The 21,289-nt window shown below is 64.8% G+C and carries 10 protein-coding genes; 7 read left to right on the top strand and 3 right to left on the bottom strand.

Going from position 1 to position 21,289, the window contains the following annotated elements:
• Window positions 1-107: 107 nt before the first annotated feature.
• Both ACQR2C_RS04680 and ACQR2C_RS04675 read left to right on the top strand, forming a co-directional pair.
• Window positions 108-521 (top strand): DUF3775 domain-containing protein, encoded by a 414-nt coding sequence (locus tag ACQR2C_RS04680; RefSeq protein ID WP_315804852.1) that lies wholly within the window; start codon window positions 108-110, stop codon window positions 519-521.
• A gap of 69 nt (window positions 522-590) precedes the next feature.
• A complete protein-coding gene (locus ACQR2C_RS04675) occupies window positions 591-1,037 on the top strand; it encodes a host attachment protein (protein WP_315804853.1) in 447 nt (148 codons plus the stop codon).
• Between the two features lie 66 nt (window positions 1,038-1,103).
• Here the strand turns inward: ACQR2C_RS04675 and ACQR2C_RS04670 are convergent, their stop codons facing one another.
• From ACQR2C_RS04670 to ACQR2C_RS04660, 3 genes are all read right to left on the bottom strand, one after another.
• Complete coding sequence (locus tag ACQR2C_RS04670) at window positions 1,104-1,298, bottom strand: hypothetical protein (RefSeq protein ID WP_315804854.1); 195 nt, start codon at window positions 1,296-1,298, stop codon at window positions 1,104-1,106.
• 161 nt (window positions 1,299-1,459) lie between these two features.
• Window positions 1,460-1,642 carry a hypothetical protein gene (locus ACQR2C_RS04665; protein ID WP_315804960.1) on the bottom strand — a complete coding sequence of 61 codons (183 nt, stop codon included), beginning with the start codon at window positions 1,640-1,642 and terminating at the stop codon, window positions 1,460-1,462.
• Window positions 1,643-2,438: 796 nt separating this feature from the next.
• Complete coding sequence (locus tag ACQR2C_RS04660; RefSeq protein WP_434880588.1) at window positions 2,439-3,626, bottom strand: acyltransferase family protein; 1,188 nt, start codon at window positions 3,624-3,626, stop codon at window positions 2,439-2,441.
• Window positions 3,627-4,219: 593 nt separating this feature from the next.
• Between ACQR2C_RS04660 and ACQR2C_RS04655 the strand changes: the two genes are divergently transcribed.
• The 5 genes from ACQR2C_RS04655 to ACQR2C_RS04635 all read left to right on the top strand — a co-directional run bounded on the left by ACQR2C_RS04655 (window position 4,220) and on the right by ACQR2C_RS04635 (window position 21,201).
• The gene (locus tag ACQR2C_RS04655) at window positions 4,220-4,615 is read left to right on the top strand and encodes a hypothetical protein (protein WP_434880587.1); all 396 of its coding nucleotides are present in this window, start codon (window positions 4,220-4,222) and stop codon (window positions 4,613-4,615) included.
• 299 nt (window positions 4,616-4,914) lie between these two features.
• Complete coding sequence (locus ACQR2C_RS04650) at window positions 4,915-5,592, top strand: hypothetical protein (protein ID WP_434880586.1); 678 nt, start codon at window positions 4,915-4,917, stop codon at window positions 5,590-5,592.
• A gap of 7 nt (window positions 5,593-5,599) precedes the next feature.
• Window positions 5,600-9,229, top strand: a complete 3,630-nt coding sequence (locus ACQR2C_RS04645) for a hypothetical protein (protein WP_434880585.1) — start codon at window positions 5,600-5,602, stop codon at window positions 9,227-9,229.
• Complete coding sequence (locus ACQR2C_RS04640) at window positions 9,226-10,641, top strand: hypothetical protein (protein ID WP_316182095.1); 1,416 nt, start codon at window positions 9,226-9,228, stop codon at window positions 10,639-10,641. Before ACQR2C_RS04645 ends, ACQR2C_RS04640 begins: the two co-directional genes overlap by 4 nt.
• A gap of 15 nt (window positions 10,642-10,656) precedes the next feature.
• Window positions 10,657-21,201, top strand: coding sequence for a LysM peptidoglycan-binding domain-containing protein (locus ACQR2C_RS04635; protein WP_434880584.1), 10,545 nt, complete (start codon window positions 10,657-10,659; stop codon window positions 21,199-21,201).
• Window positions 21,202-21,289: the final 88 nt, after the last annotated feature.

Below are 21,289 nucleotides of genomic sequence, written 5' to 3'. Positions count from 1 at the left end.
ACGCCGCTACGCTGCCTTGATCTTGCGCAAAGTGCGCTCCTTCCGGAACGCCTAGCGTCTCTGCACGGGACCTGGGGGCGTTTGCCCGGGGACCCAGGAGACGCTGAATGACGACTACCACGCCCACCCTCTCGATCTCGCCGGAGAAGGTCGCCTTCGTCGTGACCAAGATCCACCAGCACGAAATGGAAGCGGCCGAACCCGAATTGCTGGCAGATCTGGCAGATGACGACACGGCGCCCGGTACCGGTGGGCGAGGCCTGAAAACGGACCGGTCGGAGCTCGTCAGCTTCATCCGGGGCCTCAATGTCGACGAACAGATCGATCTGGTCACGCTGATGTGGCTGGGCCGGGGCGACGGCTCGCTGGACAATTGGGATGAGCTTCGTGCGCAGGCCGCTCAGGCGCACAACAATCGCACGGCGACGTATCTGATCGAAACGCCGATGCTCGGCGACTATCTGGAGGAGGCTCTCTCGGAGTTCGGCCTTTCCTTGGAAGATTTCGAAGAAGGCATATAGCTGCGGCGGCTTCTCCCGATGAGCTCGCCGGCACATTCTTCGCTGTAATTCGGATGATGGAGTAATCTCATGGACAAGATGAAGGTCGGAACCGGTGATTGGATCGTCGTGTGCGACGGGCGCAAGGCGCTGATCCTCGAGAACGTCGGTGACAGCATGTTTCCGAACCTGCACACCAAAGAGGTCCGTGAACAGGAGAACGACCGCACGAGCGCTCAGGGCACGGACGCTCCCGGCTCGGTCCAGCCGTCATTTGGCAATGCTCGGAGTTCAGTGGATCAGACGGATTGGCATGATCAGGCTGAGCGCATCTTTCTCAAGCAGCTTGCCGATCGCCTGCATCATGCTGTCATTTCAGGCGAAACCAAAGCCGTCACGATGGTGGCGTCGCCGCGCGCGCTCGGGATCATCCGCGCCGACTATTCCGACGCGGTACGAAAGGCGCTGCATGGCGAGGTCCACAAGGATCTGGTCAAGCTTCCGGTCTACGAAATCGAGAAGCAACTGCTTGCCTGAGCCAGGCTGTCTCATGCCAATGAGTGTCCGGAGACCCCGTTCGCGGTCTCGGTGATCGCGACGGGATCAATGTGTGCTTTCATGCGACGGTGTCGATTCCGGCGCCGCAGGCACGAGGCTTGCGCCCACATGCGCAGCTCCTTTTTCGACGATCTCGTAGCCGCAATCGTCCAGCCAGGCGATCAGGCGATCGGCCATGGCGTAATCCCAGGTCGGGTAGGAGCGTGCGATGACCTGGCGTGGCGTGAGCTTGCGAGACATTGGTGATCCTTCCCTGATCTCATGGTGCTCGATGAAACGTCGAGCGTTGGTCTTGTCATCCTGAACCCCAGGACGGGATGCACAGTTCCTGCGGCGCCCGAGCGCTGCCGCTCAAGGAGCGCTGATCGTTCACCGCGCCCCGGCGAAAGGCGCTCAATTCATCAAGCGCCGATCACGTGTGGCCGCGCGTCATCGGTCACGAGAGCCGCGGTGCGCTCCGGCTTCTTCTCCACGATCTCGTAACCACAATGATCGAGCCATGCGATCAACCGGTCCGCCATGGCATAGTCCCAACTGGGATAGGATCTGGCAATGACTTCGCGGACTGAAAGCTTTCGTGTCATGATGTCGATCTGTCGCTCCCTGCATTCGCCACGGGCCCGTCCGGCATACATCCGGACGATCCAAGGCTGGCCGGCAGTTCGTGCCGCCGGTTCTTGATGTTGTTTGGCTCGTCCCGCTTCTAAGCGCGCGCCCCAGCGCCTCACCACGATCAAACTGGCGTGGAGAGGTGACTTTTCCGCTTCCGGCTCGCCCAGGCTGCGCAATCATCGCCCAACATGGTGAAAACCTTCTCGCTACGATGGTTTCCCATTCCCGTGCACGGATATGGCGCAGTCGTGCGCGTAGTGGGGCTGGAGTGTGGTGGCGGCGCGGTGTTTCGTCACAGGCTGGCGGCGACGATCTCCGACGAAAGCAGCTCGAGCAGGCTGCGACAAACTGAGGAACGGTTTTGCACGTTCATGGTTTCAGCTGGGGCGCAGTCGCATGGGCTCGTCGTCTCAGAGGCAACGGAGCGAAGCGATGAGGCTGATGTTCTCGGTCGTGCTACTGACCGGCCTTGCGGCAGGGGCCGGCCGGATGGACGCCAATGAGTCCTGCGGCCCAGGGTGCCACGTCGCGCCGAATGGCGGCTGCGTCGTGAATGGCTGGGAGGTGGGAGCGCCGGTGTGGAACGAATGCCCCGCGGGCGCTCGGCCAAGACCGCCGTGCGGAACCGCGTTCAAATGGAGCAGACAGGCGAAGGCCTGTGTCAGCAGGTGAATATACGAGGGCTGATCACCGGCGCGAGAACGTGGGTCGGACCGCCGGCTGTCGCGAGCCGTGCCTTGTATCAGGAGCAAGACGAAGCTCCGGCGCTCAGACCGGCCTCGCATGGATCACGTCGCGTGGTGCGCTGGTGCGGAAGGCTCTCCGTAACCATGCCCGCGACGGTGCCTCGATGAGCATGTAGGTGATCCAGGCCATCGCCGTCGCAATCGCAACGAACAGACCGAGCCGCAGTGCGAGCTCAAGAGCGCCAGGAGCATCTGACTTTCCGATCATCGCAAGCCGAATGAGAAAGGGATGCAGCAGATAGATCGAATAGCTGCATTCGCCACCAATGATCAGGGCTCTGGACGACAGCCAGGGGGCATGGCCGTATCGACTGGCGGCGACGAAGACGATCGAAAATCCCGAGATCTCGATGAGACGTACGGCAAGTTCGATCGCGAATGACCAGCCGGGCAGACGAGGCTGCAGAAACAGCAGCACAGGCGCACAGATGAGGCTCACCAGCGAAAGCCAGAACAGGAGCCTCACGCAGCGCCGCTCCCCGTCACCGACGCTGGCATCGGCGCGGTTCCCGTAGATCATGGCGGCAAGGCAGCCGGCCAGGAACTGAGCGATGTGAAGATAGGGAGAGTAGTAGGTGAGCCACTGCATCCCGTTTTGCGTCAGGCTCGGCGCGACGGCCCGCAGCAACGCATCCCCGAAGGTGAAGGCGGCCGCGATCGTCAGCGCGAACGTCACGATGTTCACCAGCGCGATCCAGATGATCGTTTGCAGCCGGACGACGGCTGCAAACAGCAGGCAGACGAATGGAAACAGCAGGTAGAAGAACAGCTCCACGCTGATGGACCAGAGATGCTGCAGCGATGGCACGACTGCGACCAGCATGGTGCCGTTCTGCACGGGAAACCAGGCTTGCGTCATCGTGAGGATGAAGCCGAGCGACGGGGCCGAAAGACCTCGCGCAATCACGACGTATGCGACGACTGCGAGCGCAATCACGGCGTACATGGGGTAGAGCCGGGCGAAGCGCGCGACGGCAAATTCGCGAAGAGCGCTTCCGAGCGGTTGCGACTGTAAGCGCTCGGCGTAGTTGAGCCACAGGACGAATCCGCTCAGCACGAAGAACATCGTCATTCCGATGCTGCTGACTTGAGCGATGAGCTCCGGCAGCAGGCCTTGCGCCAACGACGGGGCGCCATGGCCGATGGCGACCGTTGCGGCCGCGACGAAGCGTAAGCCGGTCAGCGAGCCGATGAAGCGTTGCTCGTTCACTTTTGGGGATGGTCCTGATGCTTGGGAGGCGCTCCGGCTGTTGTAGAAACAGGAGGGCCTAGAGGCAACCCGACGCACGCCGCCGGAGACGGGATTGCCGCCCGCCGAGCGACGATCAGGCGTCCAGGCCGGAGATGATTCTGCGCCTGATCATTCCGGCGTCTGCCGCTTGCGACGTCCGCCGCGGCGGCATCTCACGTTGCAGTCACGACAACGGATTGAAAAATATGGAAAAATTAACTTTGCCGTCAGCAGCGTCCGACCACCGGTCGAGGCGTTTCCCGGCGCGCGGCATGCGATCGGCGGGAGGGGGAAGGAGCGGGTAACAGGGCTGCTAGAGTTTGAGGACACCCGGGAAGAGCAGCTCTTGCAGCGGATCGGGCCGGTTGCGAAAAGCCGCCTGGACTCCTCGATCCGCGGGACGTGACGGCCAGCGGCATGGTCGCACCTGCGTGAGTTGCGGAGCCCCCGTCCGGACTGGTGCAGGGGCCGGATTGCAAATGGACTCGCAAACCGACCACAGCTAGTTATTTGTTGCCCTCTAGCGGGTCATTTTGCACGACGCTGAGCGCCTGAAGAGAACGGGAGTCGCCTTGCTCGCTGCGCCATCTCAGCTCACCGATCAAACCGTCAACACCCAGCTGACGACGAATTGCAATGCGCAGGTGGCTGCAACGTTCGACACGAATGACAGCACCTGGGTGACCTTCTTTTTCAACGGTACGATCCCATGCTGGAGAGCGCTGGTGTCGATTGGCGAAGTGGAGGTCGAGCTGACCGAGGACATTGCCATTGCAGGCATCGTCCTGCGCAAGGGGCTGACCGTGACCATGCACCCGATGGGTCGCTACTACACGGTCACGATGAACGGAGAGATTATCGATTCCGGAAAGGAGAGCAGCTTTACCGGATTCGTGCTCGGCTCGTTCATCCGGTCCGCAGCGATGAAGCGTGCGATGCAGATGCTCCGGAAACAAGTCGGTCGCTGAGCGGCGCCCCGGCTTCGCCTGAAATGTAAACACCAGAATGTGACCGGGCGTGGGGGGAAGACTGTGATCTGGCCCGATTGACCACCGCGGCGAACCCTGTTACACGCCACAACCTCTGATAGATTTCAACCATTGGTAGCTTAGTCGATTTTCCATTCGTTTCAGCCGCGCCGGCAGTTGCGTACTGCGGGTTTCAATCTGTGTTTTATAAAAAGGAGATAGCGATGGCTCATCATGAAGGTGTTCGTTTTTCGGCTCCCGCCGTTGTCACCACTCCCACAAGCCCCAATACCGAGGTCATGGCGACGCCGACGGGCGATCAAAACAACACGACGCAGCTCGTGTTCGAGTATCAGGGGCGCATTCCGGTCTGGACGCCGGTCGTCTCGCAGGCACAACCTCAGATCGTTTTGGCGGCTGACATCACGATCGGCGCAACGACGTGGCGCAAGGGCATTACGATCCAGTATGCGGCACTGGGATCGACCCAGTACACCGTGACCATCATCTCGGGCGAGATCGTGGACGATCGTGGGCTCTACCTGCTCCAGGGCGTGACGCTCGGCATCTTCCCGATCGGTTTGGACGTCAAGGCAGCGCCACCCGCGACCATGCGGACCGAAGAGTATCCGCGCGCTGCCTTCACGGCGCTGCCGACGGTGAATACGCCGACCAGTCCGAACAGCAACGTGGTGACGACGCCAAGCGGCGACACCAACAACACGACCTACGTTTCGTTCCAGTACCAGGGGCGCATCCCGGTCTGGACGCCGATCGTCTCGCAGTCCCAGATCACGGCGGTTCTCGCCGCGGATATCACGATCGGCGCGACGACGTGGAAGGCGGGCATCACGGTGCAATATGCTGCGCTGGGCTCGGCGCAATATACGGTGACCATCATCAAGGGCGATATCATCGACGATCGCGCTCTCTATTCACTGGCGGGCACCTTGCTCGGCATTTTCCCGATCGGGTGATACGAGCATGGACGCGTCCGCGTCAGCGCAGTTCGAGCAGGTCGACTCCTCTGCGATTTACGAGACCAGGGTTGCCGGCTCGGTTGGCTGGGCCGGCTACCTTCTCGGCACGGGCTCGTCGCTGCCACCGTTCATCAACTACGATGACTCGCTGAAGAAGTACGGTGGCAGCTATATTTTCGCGACGCAGCGGCCCGCCGATCTTGATCGTGATCCCGGCGGGTTCGCCGAGCGTGTGCGGACCTATATCAGCAAGGCGACGCGCAACCGCGCCGTCGTCTGGCTGGCCTCGGCCAATCCGGTCAGGTTTGGCGACTTCGAGAGTTACGGCATCTCCTTCATCAACCTGCCGCCGGTCTACCAGGTCTCGGGCAACCTGAACCTCTGGTTCGCCCGCAACGCCAAATTCTACATTCTCGATCAGACCCGGATCGAGATCGATGGTGGGGCGCTGCGCCTGTCGGGCTCGGCGCTGAGCTCACCTCCGTTCATCGGCTTCTCGGGCAAGGGCGACAACCCGCTCGGCATTCGGCTTGCGCCGACCTCCAACAATCGCATCTACGCCTACGTGCCGTTCGGCGGTGCCAACACCGGTTGCGTCACCTTTGATGGGCTGCTCGATTCGAAGCAGGCGTTCGTCAGCCAGGGCTTGGGGCAGGGCGTCCGCTACGTCATCAACAACAGCGCGGCGTCGTCGCCGCAAGCTGCGCAATATGCCGCCATGACGGTGGCGGCGTTGCCGTCGCAGCTTTCGATCGCAGGCGCCTTCGACCTCGGCGATCCGGCCAACCGCGCGATCGGCCGAGAGCAGCTCGAGCAGGGCTATCTGCGTTCGGGTTTCGCCATCAAGGGGGCGCCGGCGCTGACCAGCGAATTCCGCACGACCGGCGGGCGTGTCGTGCAACTGACGCCGCTCGGGGCTGGCAGCACGGATACGGCGCCGGCGCTCGGGGCAGGGGGCTTCGCCTTTGCGACCAGCGCCGCGAAGACGGCCGCGGTCGAGACAGGCACGACCTATCTGAGCCTGGCCGGCCACTACGCGCTCGGTGCCGATGGCAGCTCGGCGGGGCAGCTTGCGAAGCTGATGGGCGGACTGTTCGGATCGGAAGCGCTGAGCTTCAAGGCGTACGACGTCAGCCTGCCTGCAGCCCAGAACGATCGTCTCAACGCCATTCCCTCGAAGCCGGGCTACGCGCCGGTGTTTCCATTCGAGACGGCGGACCTCAACCGTCCCACGAGCGGTGCCGTCGCGGCGCGCCTGACGGACGAGCATCAGACCTCCTGGGTGACCATCGTCTCCGGAGGCGGCGTCGTCGACTATCTCGCAGAGCCCGAAGGCAGCGCGATCTACGCTGCGGCTGAGGCCGGCGCCGGCGCCGAGGACGTTGCGATCCTGCAATCGGCGCCGCCATTCATGCCGCTTGCCCAGGGCAGCGACAAGACGTTTCCGCTGGTGCCTTATGGAGCTGCTGCGAGCAGCGGCCTCGATGGCGCTACGCTCGTCCAGTTCGAAAGCCAGATCGTGGCCGCGACCCGTAAGTCGCTGATCTCGAGCTATGGCAGCAAGACGTGGTCGGCGCGCGTGCAGGCGGCGCGGGCTCACGCGCTGCGCGGCACGCTGCCGGACGGCCCGAGCACCGATGGGACGACGCCGCAGGGCTTCATCATCGCGGGCGATCCGACGACGGGTGCCTATCTGAAGGTCAGCATGGCGCAGTCGATCGACCGCGACGGCAACACCCTGCCATTCGCGCTATCTGCTCCGACCCAGGCGATGCAGGACGCCTTGCAGACCAACCAGCTCTTTCTCGTCGCCGTCAATCCGGAGCCGTTCGGCACCGGCGCGCAGTTCGCCAACACCGTCAACATCGCGGGCTGGACCATGACCGCGGCGGTCGGCGCCGGCGCGTCGGCGACCGCCTACCGCAACGTTGTCATCATGAAGTTCTGCTCCGGTTCGTTGTTGGAGCGGGTCACGAATGCCAATCGCTGGACGTCGGCGGAGCAGTTCTCGCTGTTGCCCGGCACGCCGCCGGTCACCGCCGCGCTGTCCTACACCGGCCTGTCGCAATGGCTGCAGGACTACATCGCGGAAGCCATCGTGCGTTCGAAGGGAGCGTCCGGCCCATTCTACGAGAATTTCGCGCGCATCGCGCAGGATCCGAACTGGACCGGCGTCATCGTGCTCGCGGCCGATCTCGGCCAGCGCGACATGCCGCCGGAGATTGCGGGGCTTGCCGCCGGCATCGACTTCACCCGCTTCAACGCCCATCATTTCGGCTTCACCGTCAGCCGCGTCACGGTCGATGGCCGGAGCGGCCGGATCACGATGCCCCCGGGCAATTCGAGCCTGTTCGGCCTGATCGACTACGAAGATCCGCGCTATGCAATGAACATCTCCAACGGCGTTGCGCCTGACGTGCCGGTGGCGGTGCAGATGAGCGGTGAGTTCGACTTCACCGTGCTGCAGTTGCAGTCGTTGTTCGAGAACGCCAGGCTGACGCGGTTCGACAGCCACGTCCAGCTCTCGGTCGCGGCGCTGTTCGGCGCGCCGGTCTCGCGGCTGTACTCGCGCCGCACGCCGCAGCCCTTCACGGGAATCGTGCTCAAGGGCAGCTATGTCGACCAGGGCGGCCGCGGCGCCTATGTCTTCGAGCAGAACACGACCAACGTGCTGACCAGCCCGTCGAACGTGCTACCGGCCGTTGCCTTCGACCGCGTGCAGTTCAACACGATTGGCACCCAGGACCAGGGCGCCACGGTGGCCAGCAACTTCCTGGTCTGGGGACAGTTCGATTTCACGGCGCTTGAGAGCACCATCGGAGAGACGCTCGACCTGCTGTCGTTCGGCAGCCCGCCGGACACGCCGGAGGAAGCGCTCGGCGTCGGGCTTGCCTTCTCCGGCCTCGTGATCGGCATGACCTATCCGCAGGCGACGCCCGGAGCCAAGCGGTTCCAGGTCGCGACCGGCAACCTGGCCTGGAATCTCAACGGCTCGAGGATGCGCGACACCAGCCTGTTCCGCGGCTTCGCACTGCAGCTCAAGAGCTTCGTCAACGCGACCGGCGATCAGAAGCCGTCGGATCTCGGCTTCCTGCCGGTGACCTCGCAGCTCAACCTGACCGAGCTGGAGGGACCCTGGTTCGGCGTCGTCTACGACATCACGCTGGGCGGCCCGGGAGCGCTCGCCTCCGGCGTCGGCTTCCAGTCGCAACTGCTTGCGGCATGGTCGCCGGTCACCACCGGCTCGGACGCGCAGCATGCGGTCTTCATCGGCATGAGCCTGCCGGGCGCGGCGCCCGGCGCCAGCCTGTTCAGCATCCAGGGCGTCATCAAGGTTGCGGTCGGCGCGATCTCGATCCTGCGCCAGCCGGTGCCGACCGCATCGGGACGCAAGCTGCCGGAAGACGGGCCGAAGTGGTTCTACTGCCTGCGGATCGACGATATCGCGATCAAGATCTTCGGCATCGCCAAGCTGCCGCCGTCCGCCAATATCCAGTTCTTCCTGTTCGGCGATCCCGACAACACCGGCAGCCTCGGCTGGTATGCCGCCTATGTCGCCGACGACAATCCGGGCTGCGAGCAGTCGCTCGCATTTGCCGCCCGCAAGCCCGAGCTGCAGGAGCCGTCAGCATGACGCGGATCCTGTTCTGGAACATCGAGAACTTCTCGATCAACAAGATCTTTTCCGCCTCGATCAAGCGGCAGCGCGGGCATGGCGGCCTCAACGACATGCAGAGCGCGATCCAGCGCCGCGCGGTGATCAATGCCGTGCTGACGGCCACCCAGCCGGACATCATCGTCATCATCGAGGTAAGCTCCGGCGACAATGCGCCCAACGCGCTGGCGAGCCAGACCGGCGGCATCAATGCGCTCGCCATGGTGCAGTTCGGGCTCAACAACCCGGCCACCATGGTGGCGGGCGGATGGAACGCCGTGCCGCCGCTCTACACCGGGGTGGGCGGGCGCGCCGAAACGGTCGGCATTCTCTATCGCCGCACCAACACGGCGGGCACGCTCAACCGCTACTTCACCGGGCCCAACATCTGGACCGGCGGGCATGGCGGCATGTCGGTGCCGCCGGGCGGCGGCGTCGCCACGCCGTACAACGGCATGCTGGTGCCTCTCGGTGCCGTCAACGTCAACGGAATGCTGGTCCCCCCGGGGCTTGGTGGCGTGCGGCAGATTCCTGCGGCCGCTCAGCACAATGGCGGGCTCAACGAGGACGTCGTGGCCGCGCGCATCGCCTTCACCACCACGCTCGGCGCGCCCGTTGCCTTCGCCGGGTTGCGCGAGCCGTTCATGGCGACGTTCACGGAGGCCGACAATCTCGGCAACGTCCAGCGCGACCTCACCATCTTCGGCATCCATTCGCCGCCGAACAACCCCGCGGCGGCGAACTACATCACCACGATGTCGACGATCAACGACGTCGTCGGCGCCCTGGGTGTGAACGAGACGCGGGTGATCGGCGGCGACTTCAACGTCAATCTGTTCGCCGTCAACGGGACGGCCTCGGGTCTCTACAATCCGCTCACCGGCGGGCCCGGTGCCTACACGCTGCTTCTCAGTCCGACGGCCGTGGGCGTTCCCGTCAATCTGGACCAGTACAAGGGCTATTTCTCCACCCATATTCGCGGCAAGGACAAGACGGCGGCGTCCAAGTTTCTCTGGTCCAACGGCGGCGGGCCGGGACAGAGCTTTTATCCCGGCTACGGCTATGTCGGCTCGAACTTCGTCGCCGCGCCGTTCTACTCGATCGACAACGTCCTGGTCTGGCCGCACAACGGCATGCACAACTATCAGACCACGATCATGAACACGGTGACCGGCACGCCGATGAACGGGGTCATGGCGCCGCCGGACAATCCTCCCCTCGGCACCGTCGCGTTGGCCAACCAGTTCACCGCGGCGCCGATGGGGTGGCCGGGCGCGCCGACGGCGGCGAACTATCCCGGGATCGGCGGCGCCGGAAATCTGACCGGCTGGAGCAATTACGGGCGCGTCCGCAACACCAGCGATCATTTCGGCGTCTTCGCCGACATCTGAAGGGAGCGCCGGCTGATGAGCGCTATCGACAATCTCCGCGCCGCTGTCGAAGCCGCCGCCGGCGAGACCGCCTTCGCGCTCGATGCCGCCTTCCTGACGGCGGGCCTCGCCGATCCCGCCGTGAAGGTCCCCGCCGACTACGACACCTGGCTGAGCCAGGCCTTCTTCCTCAAGACCGCGGCCGATTTCAAGGTCACGGTGGAAAAATCCGACGTCGGCCCCGTGGAAGGGGCGGCGTTCACGGTGCAGTCGGCGACGATCCCGTTCATCGGCGCCACCGCTCCGCTGGCCGCCAAGGCCACGCTCGTGTTCACGGTGGACGGCGACCAACTGATCGTGCAGGCCGAGGCGACGCCGTCGAACTGGACCTGGACCAGCAGCTTCGCCTTCATGGGCGGCTTCCCGTTCAATCAGTTCGGCACGCTGAAGAACGTCAGCTTCGTGTTCTCGACGGCGACCGGCAGCTATCCGTACGTTGACTCCGCGGGGCGTGCCGTGAGCGGCGGCGCGGTGCAGAATTTCGACGCCAAAGTCGCGCTGCCGGACGTCGCCAAGCCGTTCCTGCTGCTGTTTCCGGGGCTCACCGCGCCGACCGGCGACCTGCTGCTGAGCGGCGCCCTCAACATGGGCATCTTCAACGGCGAGACCGTTCTGTTCCCGCCGGGGCAATTGCGGGCGGCGATCCAGGACGGCACATTCAAGCTAGCGTCGCAGTTCACGGTCAAGGATCCGAGCCTGGCCCTGACCATTCCTGTGCCCGATGGCGCTGACGAGGTCGATGGCGTCCTGGTGCTGGCCGATCTCGTCGATCCGGATGCGGGCGACCAGGCGCCGACGCTCGCGATCTCCTCGCAGTTCGACATCGGCGGTACCGGTTCCTATCAGCTCGACGTCGAGATCACGCCCGGCGCGGATGCCAACTATTCGGTGGCGCTCGCCGTGGTCACAGGCGGCGATCCGCTGACGCCGGCGACGGTGATCGAGGTGATGGGCGGCAATGGCGGTTATCTCGCCGCGACTCCCGACGTGCTGCAGCAGTTCCTCGCCTTCGTCGGTCTCAACGGCTTCTCGATCGCCGGCACGCTCGGCAGCTCGCCGACGATCACGGCCGTCTCGATCGAGATCGGCAGCTCAAAGGACACGAGCTGGCAGATCCTGCCGGCGACCGGCGTTCTCGACTTCAAGATCACCAGCTTCTCGCTGCAATGGTCGATGGCGTATCCGTTCGACGGCACCAAGCGACAGCAGACCTATGATTTCACCACCGAGTTCGTGCTGGCACCGAGCGTCTTCAAGGGACCGGACGGCGAGGGCGACGGCGTGTTCACCGTCCAGTTCACGTCAGCCAAGCAGTTCTACGCGTCCTTCGCGGGCACCGCCAAGCTGAGCGACTTCCTGACGGCGCTGTCCAGCGGCGTGGTTGTGCTCGACGTCGAGAATGTCGGGGATTTCGAGCTCGGCGACATCGCGGTCGCGGTCGACTACGGCGCGCAGAGCTTTCAGTTCGATGCCGGCTTCAGCCTGACCCTCAATCTGCTCAAGATCAACAACCAGCCGATCCTTGCCGTGCGAGAAGGGACCGTCTCGATCGCGGCGCAGACTCCGACGCAGACGCCGGACGGCGGCAATGCGACGACGCTGTTGCGGGCGGCGCCGCTACCGATGCTGCGGAGCTCGCGCGGGGGCGCGCTGCAGACGGCCTCGCAGACGCAGTGGAAGTCGAGCGTCGGCGGATTCCTCGATGTCGGCCCGTTGCACACCAAGGTCAGCGTGACCTATGACGGGTTCGAAACGCCGAAGCGGTGGGATCTCGCCGCCTCGCTGGAGGAGTCGCTCGAGGTCTCGGACATCATCAACCAGTTCTTTTCGCCCGGCAGCGCCTACGGTTTCCCGAGCTTCCTGCCCGGCAACCTCACGATCTCCGAATTCGCGATCACCGCGACCATTCCGGCGGAGCAGGGCGAGCTGGAGACGAGCTACGACATCACCGTCGGCTTCGAGTGGACATTCGCGTTCGGCGATCAGACCGTCGGCATCGATCCGGCACGGCTCGGCGTCAGTTATGACGGCAACAAGCCGGCCCAGCAGCAGTTCTCCGGCTTCGCGCAAGGCACCTGGGTCTACTCGGCGATCAATCTCAAGCTCACCATGGGCTATGAGTTCAAGACGACCGAGGCGGGCTCGAACAACATCCTGTTCGTCGAGTGGGAAGGTTTCCGAGCCGCCTGGGAGAGCGACAAGGAACTGGTCACGTTCAGCCTCAAGGGCTGGAGCATCGGCTCGCTAATCCAGGCGCTGGTGCGCACGCTCGGAAATCCGTACTTCACCCTCGACTCGCCGTGGGATCTCCTCAACCAGATCTCGCTCGATGCGCTACGCGTCAACGTCTCGCTCAAGAACGGCGAGAGCTTCTCGCAACGCCTGTCGGCGACTTACGAGCTGTCGAGCCCGATCAACCTCGGCTTCATCAGCATCACCGCGCTGACCTTCCGTCGCGACACCGACGGCAAGGTGACGCTTGCCATCGAGGGCTCGAGCCCGCTCGTCGCCGACGATCCGGCGTTCAAGAATCTGCTCGATCCGGCCAAGGGGCAGGACGTGAAGGACCTGCCCTCGGTGCCCGGCCGGGGCGAGGAATGGTTCAAGCTGTTCCTGTTGGTGCTCGGGCAGCGCATCGGCATCACCGGTCATTCCAGCTTCGAGAGCACCAAGGAGGTGATCTGCGCGCTGCAGTCCGTCCCCAGCACGACGGGCAAGATGAATCCGGTCGATCCCAATGCGGACGACGGCGGGACGCCGGGGCTGCCCTATTACGACCAGTCCAACAACTGGCTCATCGCCGGGCATCTCGGCCTGATGAAGGTGGCGGGCGCCTGGTCGATCGATGCGATGCTGGTGTTCAACGACCCCAATCTCTATGGTCTGCGGCTGGCACTCGCCGGCGAGAAGATGGGCGGGCTCGCCAATCTCGTCGTCGACATCCTCTACAAGAAGATCACCGACGACATCGGCGTCTACCAGATCGATTTCACCTTCCCGGACATCATCCGCAATCTCAATTTCGGCGCGGTGTCGATCACGCTGCCGCAGCTCGGGATCAAGGTCTATACCAACGGCGATTTCTTCATCGACATCGGGTTCCCCTACAATCTCGATTTCCGCCGTTCCTTCTCGATCTCGGTGATCGTCTACGGCGTTCCGGTGCTGGGCGCCGGCGGCTTCTACATCGGCAAGCTCTCCAACGCGACCTCGACAAGGATCCCGAAGACCAATCTCGGCACCTTCGATCCGGTGATCGAGTTCGGCATCGGGCTGCAGCTCGGCCTGGGCTACAATTTCGAGAAGGGGCCGCTGAAGGCGGGTTTTGCGCTCACGGTGTTCGGCATCGTCGAAGGCGTCGTGGCGCCGTGGCATCCCTATAACGCCACGCGCACGCTGGCGTCGCGCGCCAGCAGCGGTGCGCTGCAAAGCGATTATTACTTCAAGCTGTCGGGCACCGTCGGTATCATCGGCCTGCTGTATGGCAGCGTCGATTTCGCGATCATCTCAGCCTCGGTCAACGTCAAGATCGTGCTGTCGATCCAGCTCACCTATGAGAGCTATCGCGAGATCCCGGTGGTCGCCAGCGCGAGCGTGACGATCAGCCTCAAGGTCAAGATCAACCTCGGCCTGTTCTCGATCTCGATCAGCCTGTCGTTCTCGGCCCAGGTGTCTGCGACCTTCGTGATCGGACAGACCAGCACGGCGCCGTGGGAGGTTCAGGGGGCACGCGCCGACGCGCTGCTGATGCAGCGGGCGCATGCCCGCGGACCGGACGCGGCGATGCGGCTGGCGCGCAGCCTGAAGCCGCGACCGAAGCGGCTCGCGCCGGCCGCCGCTCATCGCATGGGCCTTGCCGCCGTCGAAGGCAACAAGCCCAAGCTGTCGCTGATGGCGGGCGCGCAGTACACCGTGCTTGCTCCGGAGAAAGCCACCGACGCCACCTCGAACCAAGGGGCATTCGTGCTCCTGCTCGCGATGGACGCGCCGGATGCCGCGGCCAGCGCGCCGTCCGCCACCAAGACGTCCTTCGACGTGCTGGCCGAGGTCTACTTCCCCTGGATCATTGATGCACTGGGGAACGAGAGCGGGGATGCGGCCGAGCTCGCCGAGACGCTGGCCACGTCGGTGACGCTTAGCCAGCTCGAGGCCTATGTCGCGCGCCTCGCCGACACGGCCGATCCGTTCCTGTCGATCAAGGGTCTGTTGCAGTTCCTGGCCGACGCCTTCACGCTCGACATCTTCAATCCGGCGACGGCGCAATCCTCGGGGCTGAAGACCAAGCTCGATGCCGGCTCGGTGCTGTTTCCGGTGTTCGACGGATTGAAGCTGCAGGTCCCCGGCGTGTCCGGTGGCCAGACGTCGTCGATCGCGTTCGAGACCTACACCACGGCAACGCCCGGCTATGCGACCGCGGTCAGCAAGCTGTTCGCGCAGGTAGCTGCGGACATCCAGGCCCAGAACAAGGAAGCGCGCCGGCTTGCCGCGGAGAGCGATGCGAACTCGGCAGAGTCGATGGCGGCCCTGGTGTTCGTCGACACGTTCACGCTGATCGCGCGCCAACTGCTCCAGGCCGCGGCCGACGCGCTGCAGAGCTATGCCTATCCGCTGACCGCGACGAGCAGCATCGGTGCCATCCTGGATGAGCTGAACGGAATCGTCGGCAACGCCTTGACCATTGCCGATATCGTCCAGCCCAACGTCGATCATGCCTTGGGAGCCGGGCTGTCGCTGCATATCGACGACCTCGAATACGTCGTTCAGACCGGCGACACCCTGCAAAGCATCGCTGGCCGCTATTCCGACGCGGCGCCGACGCCGCGCTGGACCACGACGCCGGACCGCCTGATCGTGGCCAACCGGTCACGCCACATGCTGCAGGGCGGCGTCATCCTGCTGCTCACCAACAGCCAGGGCAAGGAGCAGATCTATGTGACGCGGCAGGGCGACAGCTTCGACGAAATCGCGCTGCAACTCGGCGCGATCTCGATCGACGCGCTCGCCGCACAGAGCGTGCTCTATGGCGCCGCCGGCCTGCTGCAGCCGACCTTGCCGCTCGCGATCTGGCCGATCACCTACAGGACCGCCGGGGCATCCGGCCCGTCCTCCGATACGCTGGCGACGGTCGCGAGCCTCTTCCAGACCACCGCAGTTGCGGTCGCGGACGCCAATCGCGGTGTCGCCGGACTGTTCTCGGTGCAGGCGGAGCGCGGCCTGCTCACCGTCGCTAATCTTCAGGCTCTGTCGGTCGGCGCATTGTGGTCGGCGATCGCGGCCACGGGCCAGGTCGGCCAGACCGCCGGCATGGTCTCGCGCTTCCTGGTCTATGGGTTGCGGCTGCCGGTCCAGGACGGACTGACGCTGTCGCCTGCGTTCCTCTATCCAAGGACGCAGTCGGGCTACGGTGTCTATCAGCTCACCGGCCAGCAGTTCCCGACGCCCAGCTCTGCCAGCGGCTACAAGATCGACTTCGCGCGCGAGACGCAGAGCCACGGTGTCCTGCTCGACTTCATCATGCTGAATGCCGGCACCGGCCTCAGCATGGAGGTTGATCTGAGCCAGGCCTTTGCCGCGTTGAACGTCGTCGTCAGCTGGGCCAGGACGCCTGGCAATTTCGTTCCGAGCCCGACGTTCGCGGCGCTGCCGCTTGCCGAGCGCCAGCCGCGGCCGTTCACCGCCAGCGGCTATGCGCGTTGGTCGAGTGGATCCGTCGCGAGTCTGCTGGCGCTGACGAATCGCAGCGGCGTGGCCGCGGCCGCCGATGCCGGCGCGCAGACGCAGCCGACGCTGTGGAGCCTGCCGCCGGCGCAGACCAATCTGGTCGCCACGCGCGAGCAGTCGATCCGCGCCGTCATGCCGGATCTCCGTTCGACGTTCGCGCTGCTTCCGAAGTTCCAACCGCAGATCGGGCGCAGCAATCCCGCGACCGGACGCACCGACTATGCTGACCTGGGGCGCTGGGCTTGGTGCACGCGGCTCGACATTGAGATCAAGCGTCTGCCGGATGCGGCGGCACTGGCTGCTCAAGGCACGGGCGCAGGCGATCTGCCGAGCGGTCCGGCATCCGCGCCGTCGCTGCCGTTCGTCTATGAGCTGGTCGGACCCAGCTCGGAGGATGCGGTCCGGCTGCAGCGCATCCTGACCGCCATGGATGCGCTGGGCGAAGGCATCGCCTCCGCCGTCTTCCTGCTCTACAACCAGTCCGGACCGGGCGCGCCGATGCTGGTGACGCCGGCGGACGCCAACTTCCTCGCCTTCATCACCCAGACCAACCTGTCGACCGAGACCAATCCGGCGGCGGCGCTGCGGCTGATGCTGAGTGCCGAGGATGCTCCGCCGCGCGGCATTGCCAATTCTCCGGCGCAGTTCATCCGCCTGATGTGGGAGCTCAGCACGGTCCGCAGCGGCGGCTACTATCTCTACTACGAGAACGTCGAAAGCGAGGAGGGCCTGCCGGCGGCCGTGTTCGATTCCTCGGGCTCCGGCATCGTGACGATGGTCGTGACGTTCGCGGCGCAGGGCAGCGAGTCCTTCGGCACCACGCTTCCCGATTTCGTCAACGCCTTCGTGACGACCGACGCCGTCGATCCGCAGAGCGACCTGGTGCAGACGGTGTCGCTGGCCTCGACCGGCCCAACGGCGCCGGTCGCAGCAGGAGCATCGCTCGACGCGCTCGCGGCGATCTACGGCCCCGGGCCCGGACGGATCGCCGAGGTCAACGCGACCAGGCCGCTCGCCGCGGACGCGCTGGTGCCGATCGTGGGCGCGGTCCGCCAGCTTACCGACGCGGATCTGGTCCGCGGCACCGGCGGGGCGATCGATGCGCAGGCCACGCTCGACAAGCTCGCCAGGCTGTTCTCCGCCGGTGCAGTCCGTCCGATCACCGGCCAGGACATCGCCGCATTCAATCCGCAAGTCGCCGTTGCGCTCGCGGCGGTGTTCTACATCCCGCCGCTGACCTATCAGGTCAATTCCTCGGCCGCGCCCGGAATGAGCTTTGCCAGCATGGCCGCCTATTACGGCTTGGACGTCGACCTGATCGCCCGCGGCGCCAGCGCTGCGCCCGGACTGTTCCCGGTCAATGCCGTGCTCGATCTCGATCCTCAGCTGTTCTCGCTACGCGACCAGTTGCCACCGCAGAACATCGGGTTCGCCCTGACGCGCGACAATTTCGGCCTCCCGCCGGACGATCCCGCCGCGCCGGACTTCGCCAAGAAGACGATGTATCAGCTCTACACCTCGCTTGCTGCCGGGCTCGCCGGCAACGTCTTCTACAAGGTCAGTCCGCTCGGCATGCCGTTCGGTCCGCAGGATCACGACGACAACGAGGCCAGTGCGTTCGAGAGCCATGCCCGCTCGGCGACGACGCGCGGCAACCGGCTGGCGCAGGTCGCTCTTGCCGATTTCGACTATCGCCAGTCGATCGGCATCGGGGCGCAGTTCGCGCTGGTCAACGCCGCGCCCGATCCGTCCGATTCCAATCTGCCGCCAAAGGCGGCCAATCCCTATCTCGGTGTCGGCACCATGGCGCAGGTCGCGCTGCAATGGCGCGATATCTTCGGCAACACCACGGTGACGCCGTTCGAGGCGCCGCCGCAACGGTATCGCGGCGCGCTCAACGGGGCTGCGGTGCCGATGCTGTACCGCGACGAGCTGATCGGGCTCGGGTCCTGGATCAATACCAACGCCAGCTACACCTATGAATCCGCGAGCGGTGCGGCGTTCAAGCTTGCATTGTCGCTCAACGCCGCCGCCTATGCAGGGCCGGACGGTGCGGCGCGGGCCGCCGACGATCTCTCGCTCTACACCCGGATCTACTATCAGCTGCATCAGGACTATTCCGCCAATGTCTCCGTGAAGGTGCCGGGCGTTTCCGGCAACGCGGTGGCAATGCGGCTGTCGAATTCGCTGCTAGCCAAGCCCGACGTGGACCTCACCGATGCGCAGGCGGACATCATTCGCGGCTATGTGCGCGCCTGCTTGCTGTATCTGAAGCTCGTGACGCAGGGACAGGCGCCCGCAGCCCCCGCTGCGACGCTGTCGCTTCCTGTCGACGTCAATGCGATCGCTGCGGGCAACATCCTCGAGCTCGACGTGACGCTCGCGCTCAGCCGCAATCCGCTGCTGGTCGATCCGGCCGTGGCGGCGTTGCAGGGCGGCACCGGCGTGGTCGCAGCGATCCTGCCGCGGGCCGACGGCGACGGCAACGTGTCCTATACGGTGTTCAGCACAGCGGTCGAGGCGATTTTCGCCACGGCCGATTGGTATCTCAAGGTCGGGCAGGGCCTGTCCCGCGACGGCGAGGATGCGGCCGACGGCGCGCAGCAGCTCTGGGCGGTGCGCTTCGGCAAGGCGGCCGGGAAAGGCATCCATTTCAAGCTGGGCACGTCCCCGAGCTATTTCGCGCCGAAACCGATCGCCAAGGCGTTGACGAGCGGCGATGTGACGATCACGCGCTACGACACCGGCGAGATCGACACGCTGCATCTTGACGGCGCCGACCTGAACCAGTGGTTCCAGAGTACGCTGGACGCGATCGATCAGTTCCTGTCGGCGGCCTATGCGCCGCACGCCTTCATCCTCGACCGGATCGACGATGTGACCGATCCGCTCAAGGACGGGTCGCTGGGAAGCGTGCTGTCGACCAAGGAATCGCTGGCGGATACGATCAGCCTGAAGACTCTGCCGGTGCTGTCGACCAGCGCAGGCGATCCCTCGACCGGATTTGCCGCGGCCGAGAAGCTGCGCCAGCAGCTGCTCAATCAGCTCGGCGCAGCCTATCGGGCCGGTGCGGCCGTCGTGTTCGGGCTGACCGAGGTGACCGGCGGCGGTGACGACAATCCGGCCGGTCCGCCGAACCTCTACGGTCAGCCGGGCGGAAGCATCAAGGGCGCGGCGGACAATCAGAACTACACGCTGACGCCGACGCGCATCCCGCTCGGCGAGGTCTACGATCCCGCTAGCAAGACCTGGTATGATCCGCGACTGGCCTTCGTGTTCGCCACCAAGAACGTCATCGATCAAGCCTATGTGCCGCTGAAGCTTACGCTGTCGCTCACTCACCTCGAGTTCGAGCGGAGCACCGTCCCCGGCATCGACGGCTATGTCGGTTCGCGATGGCTCGCCTTTGTCAATGGACCGTTCGATTATCCGTTGGGAACGCAGGTCGCCAACATTCCGGTCGTCAATCGCGACCTGCCGACGCCGCCCACGGTCTCCGCCCAGCAGGCGCTGCAGCTCACCGGCGAGGGCGCGACCGATCCGTCGAAGCTGAGCGCCTGGTGCTATTCGTTCGACTATCTCTATCAGCAGGCGGCAGCAGACGCGGTGTCCTGCACGGTGGAGTTCAACCGTCCGACCATGCCAACGCTGCGCCGCTCGGCCAAGCTGAGCGGGGAGCCGGATCTGTTCACCGCGCTGGCGCAGTTCGTGACCAACTATCCGGCGATCCTGCGCGATCTCAACCAGTATCTGGTCGGCATCGATGGCGCCGAACCCGATCCGGCGACGCTGGCGGCTGCGCGCAAGGCGACCGTCGCCTTTGCCGTTGAGACCAGGCAGGTCGCCGATGCCTATGCGCGGGAGACGGTCGGAGCCACAAGGCTCGCAGCCGCACCGGCCCATGTGATCGTGAAGTTTCTGTCGACGCTCGACGGCACTGCGGAAGGACACGCGCGCACCAATCTGGTCAACATCACCATCGATGGGATGGCGGCGAGCTGGAATGCGGTAGCCAATACGATCTCGAACGGCACCACCACGCTCCCGGCGCCGGTCATCGCAATCATCGCGCCCGAGCTCTATACGCCCCAGGCGGTGCCGCCGGCGGAGCTGCCCGCAGGCGTACAGATCGCCTACGTCTATACGCGTCAGGTCGACGGCAAGACGGTTTATCTCGGCGAAGCGGAGGCACGTGGTTTGCCGGCCCGGACGGTGTCGGTCGCGACGCTCGACGTCCTGCTGTATCAGAGCGGCTGGGCCTCGGTGTTCGTGCAGCGCAATCTCGCGCTGTTCCCGCTGGCCGATCTCAAGACCACCAGCACCAACCCGGCATTCCTGTTCCAGACGCCCGAGGTGCGGTTCGCCTCCACAGTGGTTCCCCAACTGAATTATACGTCGTTCCCGCTCGACGCGATGCCGGGCGCATCCGGTGACCTCGACGCGCGCCTGACGAAGTTCTTCGCCGCGCTCTATGCCAACGGCAATGGCAGCACCAGCGACGAGGTCGCGATGCAGGGCATGTACAGCTATGAGATCGTGGCCGGCCAGCCGGCGATCCCGCGCGTCCGGGTGCCGATCAACCTGCTGACGCCGACCCCATCGGTGGTCGATCCCGGTGTGAAGCCGACCTTCGTGGCCCCGTTCGCGCAGATGATCGATACGTGGCGCGGGACGACCAGGCCAACGACCGCGGGCCATGCCCGTGTCGAGATCGAACTGAAGGTCTTCGGCGGCGTCGGCGATGCGACACAGCCGTTGATCCAGGTCGGCCGGCTCACTCACGACGTCGCGACCGCTTGAGCCCGTCGGTTCCGGCATCGAAACTGCGGCCGTCCTGGGAGGTCATCTGGACAGGCTGACCGGAGGGTCGGATCGCACTGGAGCAGGG

This window comes from Bradyrhizobium sp. HKCCYLRH3061 (assembly GCF_051168015.1).
GTDB lineage: Bacteria > Pseudomonadota > Alphaproteobacteria > Rhizobiales > Xanthobacteraceae > Bradyrhizobium.
Note: the sequence above shows the minus strand (reverse complement) of the source record. Positions and strands in the feature narration are given on the sequence as shown.